The 14,924-nt window shown below is 37.2% G+C and carries 8 protein-coding genes and 1 CRISPR repeat array; of the genes, 1 reads left to right on the top strand and 7 read right to left on the bottom strand.

All coding sequences use genetic code 11. From position 1 onward, the window contains the following. Positions 1-31 precede the first annotated feature (31 nt). Genes HMPREF9182_RS09400 through HMPREF9182_RS09390 form a run of 3 tightly spaced genes read right to left on the bottom strand, consistent with a single transcriptional unit; the run spans position 32 to position 2,713 of the window. Complete coding sequence (locus HMPREF9182_RS09400; protein ID WP_009755115.1) at positions 32-889, bottom strand: shikimate dehydrogenase; 858 nt, start codon at positions 887-889, stop codon at positions 32-34. After that, complete coding sequence (gene aroD / locus HMPREF9182_RS09395) at positions 879-1,556, bottom strand: type I 3-dehydroquinate dehydratase (RefSeq protein ID WP_009443924.1); 678 nt, start codon at positions 1,554-1,556, stop codon at positions 879-881. Before aroD ends, HMPREF9182_RS09400 begins: the two co-directional genes overlap by 11 nt. Continuing rightward, a complete protein-coding gene (locus tag HMPREF9182_RS09390) occupies positions 1,553-2,713 on the bottom strand; it encodes a class I SAM-dependent rRNA methyltransferase (RefSeq protein WP_009754902.1) in 1,161 nt (386 codons plus the stop codon). The genes aroD and HMPREF9182_RS09390 overlap by 4 nt, the downstream gene beginning before the upstream one ends. A 253-nt stretch (positions 2,714-2,966) precedes the next feature. Between HMPREF9182_RS09390 and HMPREF9182_RS09385 the strand changes: the two genes are divergently transcribed. Beyond that, positions 2,967-5,150: an LTA synthase family protein gene (locus HMPREF9182_RS09385; protein ID WP_441347892.1), complete on the top strand. Its 2,184-nt coding sequence runs from the start codon at positions 2,967-2,969 to the stop codon at positions 5,148-5,150. 1,060 nt (positions 5,151-6,210) lie between these two features. Next, positions 6,211-8,818: a CRISPR direct-repeat array (repeat unit 36 nt; unit sequence GTTTTGGAACCATTCGAAACAGCACAGCTCTAAAAC). Between the two features lie 90 nt (positions 8,819-8,908). Here HMPREF9182_RS09385 and csn2 read toward each other — a convergent pair. The 4 genes from csn2 to cas9 are packed head-to-tail and all read right to left on the bottom strand — an operon-like array spanning position 8,909 to position 14,883. Then, positions 8,909-9,571, bottom strand: coding sequence for a type II-A CRISPR-associated protein Csn2 (gene csn2 / locus HMPREF9182_RS09380; protein ID WP_009754898.1), 663 nt, complete (start codon positions 9,569-9,571; stop codon positions 8,909-8,911). Then, the gene (cas2, locus tag HMPREF9182_RS09375) at positions 9,561-9,905 is read right to left on the bottom strand and encodes a CRISPR-associated endonuclease Cas2 (protein ID WP_037602881.1); all 345 of its coding nucleotides are present in this window, start codon (positions 9,903-9,905) and stop codon (positions 9,561-9,563) included. The genes csn2 and cas2 overlap by 11 nt, the downstream gene beginning before the upstream one ends. Continuing rightward, complete coding sequence (gene cas1, locus HMPREF9182_RS09370) at positions 9,902-10,768, bottom strand: type II CRISPR-associated endonuclease Cas1 (RefSeq protein ID WP_009443532.1); 867 nt, start codon at positions 10,766-10,768, stop codon at positions 9,902-9,904. Before cas1 ends, cas2 begins: the two co-directional genes overlap by 4 nt. Further along, on the bottom strand, positions 10,768-14,883 hold the full coding sequence (gene cas9 / locus HMPREF9182_RS09365) for a type II CRISPR RNA-guided endonuclease Cas9 (protein WP_009754323.1): 4,116 nt from the start codon (positions 14,881-14,883) through the stop codon (positions 10,768-10,770). Before cas9 ends, cas1 begins: the two co-directional genes overlap by 1 nt. Between the last annotated feature and the right edge of the window lie 41 nt (positions 14,884-14,924).

The following is a 14,924-nucleotide window of genomic DNA, read 5'->3' as shown; positions in this document are numbered from 1 at the left end:
CAGCCCAAGAATGTCCCGTAAAATTTAGTAATTATTCTGCAAAATGCTTTAATAAAGCATTTTTGATTGGTTCTGTTGGCATAGCTTTTCCCGTCATCAGCTCAAACGCCCTATCGGCTTGATATAGTAACATTCCTAATCCATTTACAGTTGATAAGCCTTGTTCACTAGCCATTTGTAAAAAAGGTGTCTTCATTGGATTGTATGCAATATCAGCTACTAAAATATGCTTAGGAAAGATGAAACTATTTGGAATCGGTAGAGACTTCCCATTCATTCCAACCCCAGTTGCATTCACAAACAATGCCGACTGGCCAACCGCAGTATCCAAGGCCGATAGATCCTCAATAGCCTGCACTATAATAGGATGTGACAGGCGCTTAGAAAGCTGGGTTAATCTATCCTCCGTCTTAGACAAATTTTTAGAACGACTAAAGACAAAAACTCGTTTCACACCTTCTTTGACTGCTTGACTGATAATGGCGGAAGCTCCTCCTCCAGCTCCTAGAATGGTTAAATTTTTTCCTTTAAGGTTGAAATCCGGCAAACTCTTGAAAAAGCCGACACCATCCGTATTATAACCGATAAGACAACCATGCCTGTTGATAATCGTATTAACAGCACCAATTTCACGGGCAGACTCATCTAGCTCATCTAAAAACTGTATAACCTCTGATTTATAAGGCATAGAAACATTAGCTCCCAGCATATGATAGAGCTTGATATTCTCAACAGCTTTACCTAAATCTTTGGAATCCACTTCTAAAGCAAGATAAACTGCATTCGTATTTGTCAAGTGGTAAGCCATATTATGAATAAAGGGCGAAATACTATGTTTAATTGGCTTTGCGATGACCCCAGCTAAGCGAGTATGACCATCAATTCTCATTTAAAATATCTCGAATTTTTTTCATATTGCTTAGAGAGATTTGACCTGGAGCTGTTGCCTCATCAAGACTCGCAAAAGACCAACTAGAACCGGTTAAGTCAGAGGCAATTCGCGAAATCTTTCCTACTTTTCCCATAGAGATTGTTACAAATTCTTGCTCCGGATTCAGAGTTTTAAATCCTCTGGTGTAGTTCATCAAATCGAGGACATCCTGTTCACTATGAGCCATTACAGATACTTTGACAGTCTTCGGAGTCAAGCTAGTCAACTCTGATAAGATTTCCATCATATTTTCTGGAGTTTCATTAAAATTATGATAACTCAAGACTAAGTTTGGAAATTCAAGCATCTCTTCAAACTTTTCTTTATGTGAGAAATATTCAAAATCTACATAATCTGGTTGATAAAGATGAGCTACATCTTTTATTAAGGTTACATACTCCTCGTCGGATAATTGAATATTCCCGCCTTCTTGCTTTGTTCGAAGTGTAAACAATAACTCACGACCTGCAAACTTTTCAAAAATGGCTGGGGCAACTTTTAAAATTTCATCTTTCTCTAAAAAGTCTGCGCGCCATTCGATCAAGTCTGCATCAGTAAAACGATGAGCATCTATCTGCTGGGCTTCCTCTAAATTTCTAGGCGTGACAGAAACTACTAATTTCATTCTTCTACCTTAATCGTAAAAACTTTTAAGTAATTACTACTTTCGTCTTTTTTATTATAGTTAAAATCTGCTGGTAAGCCATATTCCTTGATATAGCGATGTTTTTTGCCAACAAAACCTTTTTCAATTTCATTTCTAAATTTAGAACGTGAAACATTTGCCGCATTTGTACTTGCGATGATAATTCCCTTAGGATTCAAGATTTCAAGTGATTGCTTGATCAGCTTATAGTAATCCTTAGCAACAGAGAAGGTCTGCTTTTTATTTCGTGCAAAGCTAGGTGGATCAAGTACGATAACATCATAATTAAGCCCATGTCGCTTGGCATATTTAAAATAATCGAAAACATCCATAACCACAAATTTATGGTTATCTAAACTTAAACCATTCAGCTTAAAGTGCGCTTCAGAGAGTTCTCGGCTACGCTTAGCCAAATCAACAGAAGTCGTCTCACTTACTCCTCCCATTGCCGCTGCAACTGAAAATGCTGCTGTATAAGAAAACATATTGAGTAAACTTTTTCCAGATGCTAGGCCATCAACCAAACTCCCTCGAACCTCATGTTGATCTAGGAAAATTCCAGTCATGAGACCATCATTTAGAAAAACCTGATAAGCAACACCATTTTCCAAAACTGTAAAGACCTCTGGTGCTTCAGCTCCATAGACATGGGCTGATTCATAGTCCAGCCCCTTAAAGCGAATTTTCTCATAAGCTCCAAAAACTTCTGGAAAAACAACTTGAAAAGCTTGTAAAATAACTTTTTTTAAAGAAAATACAAAAGGATTGTACCAAGAGAAAAGCGCGTAATCTCCATAGATATCAACTGTCAGCCCCGCAAAGCCATCTCCTTCTTGATTAAACAGGCGAAAAGCTGTAATGTCTTCAGATTGGCGGTAAAACTGCCGTTTCTCTTTTGCTTTTTCAAACAAAGAAATAAAAAAGTCACGATCAAAGGCGACTTTTTGTTGAGAAACAAGCCAGCCGCCTTTATTTTGCTTAGAAATGTAGCCACATCCGAGGAACTTCCCTTGAGTACTGACTATTTCCACCGCCTGATGATCAAATGAAAGTTCTGGAAAGTCTTCTTTTTCTAAAATCAACACACCCTGTCGGATTTTTTCTTCCCTGTATCGAGATACCGTAAGCTTTTTCATAACTAGAATTATATCAAATATTGAGAAACTTTTCAAAAAAATTACATAAGCCCAAAAACCAAACCTATTTATTTTACCCATTTCCTTGAATCAAATTATTTTTCAAACATGAACATCTTCTGATAATCAGCTAAATGTTTCATTTAGAAAAACCACACACTTTTCATTCCCCTATCAAATCAAAAATGTGATATACTTATTACGTTACGGAAAAATTTAGGAAATAAGACAAGGAAGTACTTTTGTGAAAAAAATGACTAGGAAGATACTCATTTTTATGAGTACAAGACTAGGTTTTGTCTTGACCTTGCTTTGCTTATACTGGTTAAAAACCATGTGGGCATACACTGTCGATTTTAATTTAGATATTCAAGGATTTTACCAAGCTTTTCTAGCTTTTATCAACCCGATCCCCCTTGGTTTACTGCTGATTGGCTTAGCACTCTATCTAAAAAGAAGCAAGCTTTTCTATGGATTGGCTATTCTTATATACACTATTCTCTTTATTTGGCTCTTTTCAAATGCCATTTACTATCGTGAGTTTAGTGATTTTGTCACTGTAAATACCATGATGGCATCAAGTAGTGTTTCGGCTGGTTTGGGAGAAGCAGCACTTGGTCTATTTAGACCTTGGGATGTTATTTATTTGATTGATTTCCCTGTGCTAGGCTACCTTTTATATAAAAAGGCCATCCGAATTGACAACCGTCCCTTTAACAAAAGAGCTAGCTTTGCCATTACAGCACTATCTAGCATGCTTTTTTCAGCCAATCTTTTCTTAGCAGAAATTGACCGACCGCAACTCTTAACTCGTGGATTCTCAAACTACTATGTTGTACGAGCTTTAGGACTACCTGCCTTTTTAGGCTACAGTGGAAACCAAACCTATCAAGCAAATAAAGAACGCTCCAAAGCTTCTGCTGATGATCTAAAACCTGTAGAAACATACGTCAAGAGTCACTATGCTGAGCCAAATCCAGACTATTACGGTATTGCTAAAGGCAAAAATGTGTTTTATATACATTTGGAAAGCTTCCAACAATTCTTGATTGACTATAAATTACAAGCAGATGGTAAAGAGTATGAAGTAACACCTTTTCTAAACTCTCTTTATCATTCAAACTCTACCCTAGCTTTTGCAAATATCTTCAATCAAGTAAAAGCTGGTAAAACATCTGATGCCGAAACAATGTTAGAAACCGGCTTATTTGGATTAAACCAAGGATCTTTCATGGTCAACTATGGAGGTACCAATACCCAACAAGCGGCACCATTTATTTTGTCAAAACAAGGCTATACTTCTGCTGTGTTCCACGGAAACGCTGGAAGTTTCTGGAATCGAAATACAGCTTATAAACAATGGGGTTATAACTATTTCTTTGATGCATCCTATTTCACTAAGCAGGACGAGACAAACTCCTTCCAGTATGGCTTGAACGACAAGATAATGCTGAAAGACTCCATCAAATACTTAGAGCATATGCAACAACCATTCTATGCTAAGTATATCACGGTTTCTAACCATTACCCTTATACTACAAGTCTGATTGGAGACGAAGTCGGCTTTCCTCTTGCCAAGACCAAAGACGAAACCATTAACGGCTATTTTGCCACTGCAAACTATCTAGATTCAGCCGTCAAAGCTTTCTTTGATTACCTCAAGACAAGTGGCCTTTATGAAAATTCTATTATCGTTCTCTATGGAGACCACTACGGTATCTCAAACTCTAGAAATCCAGATTTAGCACCACTTCTCGGAAAAAACTCTGAAACTTGGTCTAGTTATGACAATGCCATGTTACAGCGTATCCCATATATGGTTGTCATCCCTGGTATGACTTCAGGAAAAATTATTCAAACATTTGGTGGACAAATTGATATCTTACCAACTTTGGAACACTTGATGGGAATTGATTCTAGTAAATTCCTACAAGTTGGACAAGATCTCTTATCTAAGAAACATCAACAGATTACAACGTTCCGTTCTACGAATAACTTTGTAACTCCAAAATATACAAGTTATAGTGGCCGAACCTACTATACTGAAACAGGCCAAGAGATTACCAATCCAGATCCGACCACTCAATCAGAGCTAGAAGCAATTCGCAACGCAGCAAATACCCAACTTAAAATGAGTGATGCTATCCAAACAGGTGATCTACTTCGCTTCTATACTGGTAATGATCTTGGAAAAGTGGATATCAAAAAATACTCCTATAATCACTCTCTTAAAGCAGAGGAAAAAATCGAAAAGGAAAAAGGAGATAAGTCAACCAGTCTCTACAGCCAGCGTAAAGACGAATCGACTATTGACCTCTTTAACGCTCCGAGCTATCGTGCGCTTCATCCAGAACAATTTGAAAGCACTAGCTCTTCAGAAAGTTCTCAATCAAGTAGCGATAGTTCAGCTAGCTCGAGCTCTTCTTCTAGCAAGTAGTGACCCTCCACTTTATAACCTATCTTCAAAAAATCTTCATTAGCTTTTATAAAATAAGAGGCTGGGACAAAAGTCCTAGCCTCTCAATTGTCTTTGGATTATCGAGCAAGACGCAGTGGTTGAGTGGGCTCTACTACGCTGATTTCATCAGCTTTTACAGCCCTACTCAACTGTGCGGAGGTGGGACGACGAAATCGAATTCTAACGAATTACCGATTTCTGTCCCACTCTCTTTTAATTGTTTCCTATGCAGTAATTGATCTAGTTAATAATCACTCAAGATCTTCTAATGGCTGAAACTCCTTTTCAAAAGCATAAAACAAAGATGATTTAAATGGTCAAAGAGTGATTCCATAGAGCCATTATTTGAACTGAGAATCTCCTTTAAGACATTATATTAAACCTCTCTATCTTTCTCCCTTCCACCAATTAGATCAAATACTTAAGATTTAAATAATCAATCACCCATTCTCGTAAAAAACTTTCAGCTGATTGTTCACTTTCCTAGATGATTGATTGGAATCATTCTTTTAGAAATTAACTTCATAACAAAACACCCCCAAAATTAGATTATTGTAGCTAATTTTTAGGGTATAGTCTATCTATTTTACTAACTAAATAGTAGTTTCCATTCAACTAAATCACATTAAGTCTAAATCAAAAAAATCTCAATAGAAAATGGAATCCATATTCCCCAATATTTGAATCGTTTGAAAAATATGGGGATAAAAGAATAAGTATACAACTTTCTGAGATTGCTGTAGTTATCGCAGCAGTTGGTTCGCTACTTAGCGGAACAGCTAGCATGATTATAGCATTAAAGAAAGAGCCAAAAGAACGCAAGCCACGCAAAGCTAAACGATTCAAATGAGGCACTAATGGTAGCCGAGGGCGAAAGCTCTCCTGCTACTGTTAGTATATCATATCTATTAGTAAAGTGGAAATTATTTTAGTATTTCTAGATTAACTATGGGACCTACATGGTAAGGAGGATTGTTTAGCAATTGTACAGTTACTTAAATCTTGAGAGTACAAAAACATGAGAGCAGTTTTGAAATTGGTTTTGGAGGTATTCGAAACAGCACAGCTCTAAAACTATGATAGCGATTGGCTCTTAACTAAGCAAGTTTTGGAACCATTCGAAACAACATAGCTCTAAAACGGAACTAGCGTATGGTCATTGGCTATGCGTGTTTTGGAACCATTCGAAACAGCACAGCTCTAAAACATGCTATTAGACATGCGTTGCAATACCTCGGTTTTGGAACCATTCGAAACAGCACAGCTCTAAAACTTATCAGCCCGTTGCGATAGCTTTTGTCAAGTTTTGGAACCATTCGAAACAGCACAGCTCTAAAACTGAATTAGGTCCTGACTTGACTCATCCTTTGTTTTGGAACCATTCGAAACAGCACAGCTCTAAAACTTATCAGCCCGTTGCGATAGCTTTTGTCAAGTTTTGGAACCATTCGAAACAGCACAGCTCTAAAACAGACTGCATGTCCACTTTACCAGCAGCTAAGTTTTGGAACCATTCGAAACAGCACAGCTCTAAAACATAGAGACATAATAGCAAAAGTCTTGATGTGTTTTGGAACCATTCGAAACAGCACAGCTCTAAAACAGCGTGTAGATCCTTACGAGAGGAATTACAGTTTTGGAACCATTCGAAACAGCACAGCTCTAAAACGCTCCCAACTTTTGAACAACCGAATAACTTGTTTTGGAACCATTCGAAACAGCACAGCTCTAAAACGTGTTTGTCGTTGCTGATGAAGTTCTGGGCGTTTTGGAACCATTCGAAACAGCACAGCTCTAAAACAACACTTGTGCCTCCGATTGCAATTTCAAGGTTTTGGAACCATTCGAAACAGCACAGCTCTAAAACTCAAATCACCTCGACTTCATAGCTAAATATGTTTTGGAACCATTCGAAACAGCACAGCTCTAAAACAGATCTCGAGCTATAATTTCTTCTCGTAAAGTTTTGGAACCATTCGAAACAGCACAGCTCTAAAACGCAACGTCTATACAATCGCTTGATGCGTGAGTTTTGGAACCATTCGAAACAGCACAGCTCTAAAACGTAGGGTCCGCAAGTCATGAATGATTCGTTGTTTTGGAACCATTCGAAACAGCACAGCTCTAAAACGTGTGTAAGTTGCGAATGGGTAAATCGATGGTTTTGGAACCATTCGAAACAGCACAGCTCTAAAACGTACTATACTATGGAAATTTCCGTTCTTGAGTTTTGGAACCATTCGAAACAGCACAGCTCTAAAACACCTTACAAGCAAAGACAGCGAGTGGTGGCGTTTTGGAACCATTCGAAACAGCACAGCTCTAAAACAAAATGTTCAAACTGTAAATCCCAATTTCTGTTTTGGAACCATTCGAAACAGCACAGCTCTAAAACATCCCAAAACGTAGAGTGTACTCACGACCAGTTTTGGAACCATTCGAAACAGCACAGCTCTAAAACATACGTTGCCATATGTATAGCCCAAACACTGTTTTGGAACCATTCGAAACAGCACAGCTCTAAAACGTTCTACGAGATATTTCAATAGATCCTAAAGTTTTGGAACCATTCGAAACAGCACAGCTCTAAAACTTCAGGCATGATATGAGTCTTAAGATAATCGTTTTGGAACCATTCGAAACAGCACAGCTCTAAAACATATGTGACCGAATTTACCCTCTATCTCATGTTTTGGAACCATTCGAAACAGCACAGCTCTAAAACGACTTCTCTATCATGCAATGGCAATTCTCGGTTTTGGAACCATTCGAAACAGCACAGCTCTAAAACATTGGTAATCATCGTATTTTTAGTTTCATGTTTTGGAACCATTCGAAACAGCACAGCTCTAAAACCGCCCTGTTGAAGATCCCCGGGAACTCACGTTTTGGAACCATTCGAAACAGCACAGCTCTAAAACTAACCAAAGGCAGTATTTGGCATATCCATCGTTTTGGAACCATTCGAAACAGCACAGCTCTAAAACATAGTCCAGTTCGTTATTCTTATCTGTAAAGTTTTGGAACCATTCGAAACAGCACAGCTCTAAAACCTTGGTTTTGTGGAGTATATCTTAACTCCGGTTTTGGAACCATTCGAAACAGCACAGCTCTAAAACAGACACTGGAACATCTCACCAAAAGGCTCAGTTTTGGAACCATTCGAAACAGCACAGCTCTAAAACAGGCGCAGAAGCATACAAGCAACGCCTTGTGTTTTGGAACCATTCGAAACAGCACAGCTCTAAAACCAGACTGTGTCCGAAGTGTACAGAGGGATTGTTTTGGAACCATTCGAAACAGCACAGCTCTAAAACGTTTCATCGTAGGGGCACAAACGATTTGGTGTTTTGGAACCATTCGAAACAGCACAGCTCTAAAACACGCTACGTCGGTTAAAGAAGACTGTATTTGTTTTGGAACCATTCGAAACAGCACAGCTCTAAAACAGCTCTGTATAGATGAGATATGCAGAATCAGTTTTGGAACCATTCGAAACAGCACAGCTCTAAAACGGTCCTTGAAGAATTTGGCGAGTTATTCAAGTTTTGGAACCATTCGAAACAGCACAGCTCTAAAACTCCTGAAACAGGAGCAATTTTAGCTATGGCGTTTTGGAACCATTCGAAACAGCACAGCTCTAAAACCTCGTAGAAAAATTTTTCTCACGAAATTTCGTAATCGCGCCATTCGCCTCAGCTAGACTTCAGTTCATCAGGTTCCTATTGTTGCTCTTATTATACCATATTTTCCATGTTTAAGAAATAGTCTTGATCCAGTACATACTGTGGTAAATCATAGACTGCCCTAGGTTCGACAAATAAGACAGTCAGTTGATTGAGTTGGATGTACTCGATCAGATTTAATAACTCTTCTTTTGATAGATAGGCAGTCACATTGATGAAAATAAGTAGTTTCTTTTTGGAAAGATATTTAAAAACCTGGATAATTTCTAGCATCTTTTCAAAAGGCAGGTCACTCAGTGTTTCGATTTTGACTCCTAGCGCATCGATCAACTCTAAAGTTGTGATTTCATCATATTCTAGATCTAACTCATTTTCTAAACATTCAAATGCAATTAGCTCAGCAACAGTTGAAACTAATTTTTCTATCATAGACTTAACTTCCGGTTTTTCGTTTAATTGTTTTTCTAAATCGGAATGTATCATTTTTAACATTGCTGGAGAATTTAAGTTATAGCCTAATACATCTGTTATAATCAGTAATTCTGACTCTTTCAAAGATTTTAAATCAGAATCAAAAAGTTTAATATCACTTTCTTCAGAATATTGGTAAAGATTTTTCACAGTACTTGAAAAAATAATTTGATCTTCTACAACTAAAAAAGTTGCTTCTTTTATTTCTAATGGCTCATCTAACAGTGGGAAATTAATCTTCATCTCTAGGCTCCTCTCCCAGAAAAACCAAACGTGTATCCGAGTTTGCTACGCTGGTATTTCGCTCGCCATTTAAGTAAATCATGCGAGAAAATTGCTTCTCTGTGACCGTTAAAAGGGTAATGCTTCCTTTTTTAGGATTGTGAATCTTAAGACGTTCAATCATAGCGTTATTAGCTGAATTATTTAGCAAGAGCTTGCTGTAAATAGAGAATTGGTGCATAATAAATCCCTCATCTATAAGGAACTTCCGAAATTTTCGATAATCCTTGCGTTCCTCGGCGGTATCAACGGGCATATCAAACATTAAAATCATACGCATATATCGATAACTCATATCCTAAACTCAGGAACTCCTTTCTCAGGTTGATTGAGCGCTTGAATGACTTTCTTAGTATAATCGCTAACAATATTGGTGAGATACATATCCTTTCCACTGTAATGGAAAGTGTCCGAGAAAATAGTAAAGAGCTCTCGCTTCATTTTAACAAAGGAACTGTTTCGATTTTCATAGACAATCCTGTCAATAATAGGACGAAAAGGTTCCATAATGTCACTGGCTAGATTAAATTGATTAAACTGATTGGCATGCTTCAGGCCAAACTGAGTCATACAACCAGATAAAACAATCTCACGCGCAAACATACTTAAAATCAAAGTATACCCATAATCCAAGGCAGCATTGATATCGCTCTCCTGCTCTCGACTAAAATCATTTCCAAACAAAGTATTGAAATAAATTCGAGCTGCATGACCTTCGCGATTACTAGGGTCAAACAAATCCAAACCATGATAAAAGTCAATGACTGACTGCGATTTTTCCAGAAAGCCACAGTTCCCAAGATAAAGGGCTTGATTGAGTATTTTTTGAGCAATAATGGTCGTCCAAACTTGTGCTTTAACATCTTCTCTCCAAGCAATTTGCCGAGAAAGTTGCAAACTGGAATCGTGCCGACCGTAGTAAGGCATTAAGTATGCAGTTGGCAATCGTTTATCATCACAGAAGATAACCAGAATATTTTCATCTACCAAGCGCTTAATCAACATAGTTGAGAGTACAATATCTGTCGTCTCCAAAAGTAAGATGTCCACCTCGGACAGGTGAATTAACTCTGTCCGAGAGGCATCTTTAAAAATTAAGTGATTGTTCTTATAGGAAAGTTTAGAGTGCGTATTGACAACAACGGTTCTCCATCCCATTAGTCTTCTCCTAGTTTGCTTAAGTCAATCCGAGTCTCGTAAAGACCAGTGATGGATTGGTGGATGAGGGTAGCGTTGAGGATTTCAGATACAGTTGTGTACCGTTTTCGATCAACATCTTTGCCAAAAAATTTAAAGGCAGCAGGAGCACCCAAAGCAGTGAAAGTCAACAAATTGATAAATGAATTTGCTAGGATTTCTATATCTGCCTGCTCATTGTCTACATATAAGCTCTTGATTTTCTCCAGATTCGCTTCGGCTAGGACATATTTTTGAGAGAACTCAGATACAAGATTTAATAAATCTTTAAATTCATATCGGTGTTTCTGGATGTATTCCAAATGTTCTGGTTCGTCTAGTTTATGGACATTTTTAGAATGGTAGAGCAAGGTTGTTAAATATACTGGAAGCACTATTTCATTGCCTTTTTGAAGTTCTTTCGCACTTGCAAGTAGTCGTCTACGACCATTTTCCAGTTCAAACAAACTATACTTAGGTAGGCAGAGGATGTTTTCTTTACGGACATTATGATAGCCTTTATTTTCAAGGAAAGTAATTGGATTCTTCTCAAAGGCAGCTTTTTCCATGATTGTAATACCAACTAGAGTCTTAACAGTCTTCAGTTTTTTCGCTTTCCCTTTTTCGATATCAGCAATGAGCAAGATCGAGTAGGCGATAACAGGGCTATCAAATCCTCCATATTTAGTAGTGTCCCAAAGAATATCCTTTGTTTTTCGAGGGATTAGCTTATCAGAATTTCCTTTAGGAAGAATGGACTCTTTAGAGAAGCCACCTGTTTGGACCTCTCTCTTCTTCACAATATTCACTTGTGGGTAGGAAAGAACTTTTTTGATTGTAACGAAATCTTTTTCCTTATTCCAAGCGATTTCTCCAGTGTCCTTAGAGTATTCAATATTCTCTCTTTTTACGATGGTTCCATCTGCGTAATGTACCTCTTCTTTAAAGAAGTTCAACAAGTTTGAGTAGAAGAAATATTTTTCAGTTGCTTTTTCGACTTCTTTAGGGTCTTTGGATTTTGAGATGTATCTCTTAAGGTCGTACTTTTGATAGTCACCATAGACGAATTCAGGCTCTAGTTTAGGATATTTCTTAAGGATAGCCTTAGCTACCACTGCATTTAAATAGGCATCATGCGCGTGATGGTAGTCATTGATTTCCCGCACCTTGTATAACTTAAATTCTTTGCGGAAGTTGGAAACTAGATTGGATTTCAAAGTGATGATTTTGACGCTACGAATCTTCTGGTTTTTCTCAGACACTTCTGTATTAAAACGGGCATCTAAAATTCGTGCAACATGTTTTGTAATTTGTCGTGTTTCAACCAACTGACGTTTGATAAAGCCAACTTTATCACGCTCATCTAGTCCACCTCGTTCAGCCTTGGTTAAATTGTTAAATTTACGTTCTGAAATCAATTTAGAATCCAATAATTGTTGCCAAAAAGCTTTTCTTTTTTTAACGACTTCTAAACTTGGAACATTATCGGATTTTCCACGATTATCCTTTGAACTAGTCAAGACACGGTTATCAAGAGAATCATCCTTGATAAAGGCCTGTGGGATGATGTGGTCAATGTCATAGCTACTCAGTTGGTTGATATCAAGAGCTTCTCCAGTGTACATATCTTTCCCATTTTGGAGATAGTAAAGGAAGAGACGATCATTTTGAAGTTGAATATTATCTGTTGGATTTTCTTTTGATATAGTTGAATCAAGCCCAGGTGCTAAATTTTTTAGTGCATCTTCAATGCGTTTATATCTTTGTTGGGAATTCTTTTTCCCTTTGGCAGTTGTCTGATTTTCGCGAGCCATTTCAATCACAATGGACTCAGGGGCATAGCCCATAATCTTGACAAGTTCATCAACAATCTTAATACTTTGTAAAATTCCCTTTTTAATTGCAGGGCTTCCTGAGAGTTCTCGGACAACTTGGGTCAAATCATCAGTCTTTCCAACCACTTGTGCTTTTTGGATAATTTCTTTGAAGGATAGTCCGTCATCATTGATCAACTGCATAAAGTTACGATTGTTATAACCATCATCAATCAGATAATCAAGAATCGTTTTGCCAGTTTTTTTATCACAGATACCGTTAATCAGCTTAGCAGAGAGTTTCCCCCAACCAGTGTAATGTCGACGAGTCAGTGCCTTAATCACTTTCTCATCAAAGATAGAATCATACTGAGCGAGACGCTGCTTAATCATTTCACGATCTTCAAAGATAGTTAGAGTATGGACGATATTTTCAAGGATTTCTTGATTTTTATGATTATCCATAAACTCTTTATCCTTAATAATTTTGAGCAAATCATGATAAGTAGAAAGGCTGGCGTTAAATTGTTTTTCAATTCCTTTTAGTTCGATTCCATCGTAGCCATCAACATTGTGTAGATAATGAATGATGTCTTTTTCAGTTACTTTTCTTTTCTCTTTGAATAATTGATTGACAATTTGCTTCTTCTGTCCACTATCAAAGAACTGGTAGTCTCTCAGTCCTTCTGCAATAAATTTCACTTTTGTTAATTCATTATAGACAGCAAATGTTTCATACAACAAACTGTGCTTAGGCAAAACTTTTTCTTCTGGCAAATACAAATCATAGTTAGTCATTTTATTGATGAAGGATTCCGCAGAGCTTGCTTTATCAACAATTTCTTCGAAATTCCAGGGGCGAATTGCTTGGTCAGAATTTCGAGTTAGCCAAGCAAAATCACGATTGCCACGAGCTAAGGGGCCAACATAATAAGGAATACGGAAGGTTAATATTTTTTCAATCTTTTCTTTGTTTTCCTTCAGCAATGGATAATGTTCTCCTTGTCGACGGAGAATGGCATTCATTTCTTGAAGATGAATTTGATGAGGAATAGAACCATTATCAAAGGTGCGCTGTTTTCTCAAAAAATCTTCACGTTCAATTTTATCAAGGAAATAATCTGCTCCTTCGAATTTAGAGAGAAGATTTTTGATATATTTGTAAAATGCTTCTTGAGTGGTCTTGCCATCGATATACCCAGCATACCCATCTTTAGATTGGTCAGAAAAAACTTCAGCATATTTTTCTGGAAGATTGTTTTTGATGAATTGTTTTAAAGCTGCTAAGTCTTCTTGGTGGTTTTCATAGCGCTCAATCATAGATGCTGACAGTGGAGCCTTGGTTGAAGGATCTGTAACAGTTAAGATTCCTGATAGAAGAATAGCGTCATAGAGTTTTTTAGCAACTAGGAAAAGGTCTGCAAAATCATCTCCAATTTGTCCGAGCAAGTTTTCCAAATCCTCATCATAGGTATCTTTGGAAAACTGTAGCGAAGCTTTTTCTTCTAAGTCAAAATGTTTCTTAAAATCAGCTTGATTCCCTACAATTAACTTAAGAAATTCTGAAAATAAACCAGTGGATTTTTCATCAGGAAAGAGTTTCAAAACATGTTCTCTCTTTACAGATTTACTAATTTTACCAGTAAAAATTGCTTCTACTTGTGCGTTTTGTCCACTAAGTGAACTTCCTTCAAAGGTGTTGTCGTAAATATTTATAAATTCGTTAAAGATTTTTTGAATATCATTGTTTTTGATATCAAAAGCCTCTTCATATAAAAAGTGTCCGCGGTATTTAGTTATATGAGCTAATGCTAGATAAATCAAGCGTAAATCTGCTTTTTCTTTCGAATCCGCTAGGTGTTTTCTCAAATGATAAATTGTTGGAAATTTCTTATGATATTCTTTTTCTTCTGCCAGGGTAGCAAAAATAGGATATTTACTGCCACTTTTATCCTCAGGAACTAAAAAGGAGTCATCTAATCGATGAAAGAAACTACTATCCACCTTGCTCATTTCCTCAGCAAAGATTTCTTGAAGATAACGAAGACGATTTTTCCGACGAGTATAGCGACGACGTGCTGTTCGTTTGAGACGTCTATCTTCAGCAGTAGTCCCCTCATCAAATAACAAAGCTCCAATAAGATTTTTCTTGATAAATCGTTTATCAGTATTCCCCAGAACTCTCATCTTTTTCGATGGAACTTTATAGTCATCCGTAATGACGGCCCATCCGACGCTATTTGTTCCAATATCAAGTCCGATAGAATAATTGTTATTGTTCATATATACAATCCTCCTTTGTATTAAGTTATAATTTTTTAAAA

It is taken from the genome of Streptococcus sp. oral taxon 056 str. F0418, assembly GCF_000220065.1.
In the GTDB taxonomy this organism is placed as follows: Bacteria; Bacillota; Bacilli; order Lactobacillales; family Streptococcaceae; genus Streptococcus.
Note: the sequence above shows the minus strand (reverse complement) of the source record. Positions and strands in the feature narration are given on the sequence as shown.

Bases quoted from the DNA above. Each gene is read 5' to 3' on its own strand.
- HMPREF9182_RS09400 (WP_009755115.1), bottom strand. From the start codon at position 889: ATGAGAATTGATGGTCATACTCGCTTAGCTGGGGTCATCGCAAAGCCA.
- aroD (WP_009443924.1), bottom strand. From the start codon at position 1,556: ATGAAATTAGTAGTTTCTGTCACGCCTAGAAATTTAGAGGAAGCCCAG.
- HMPREF9182_RS09390 (WP_009754902.1), bottom strand. From the start codon at position 2,713: ATGAAAAAGCTTACGGTATCTCGATACAGGGAAGAAAAAATCCGACAG.
- HMPREF9182_RS09385 (WP_441347892.1), top strand. From the start codon at position 2,967: ATGACTAGGAAGATACTCATTTTTATGAGTACAAGACTAGGTTTTGTC.
- csn2 (WP_009754898.1), bottom strand. From the start codon at position 9,571: ATGAAGATTAATTTCCCACTGTTAGATGAGCCATTAGAAATAAAAGAA.
- cas2 (WP_037602881.1), bottom strand. From the start codon at position 9,905: ATGAGTTATCGATATATGCGTATGATTTTAATGTTTGATATGCCCGTT.
- cas1 (WP_009443532.1), bottom strand. From the start codon at position 10,768: ATGGGATGGAGAACCGTTGTTGTCAATACGCACTCTAAACTTTCCTAT.
- cas9 (WP_009754323.1), bottom strand. From the start codon at position 14,883: ATGAACAATAACAATTATTCTATCGGACTTGATATTGGAACAAATAGC.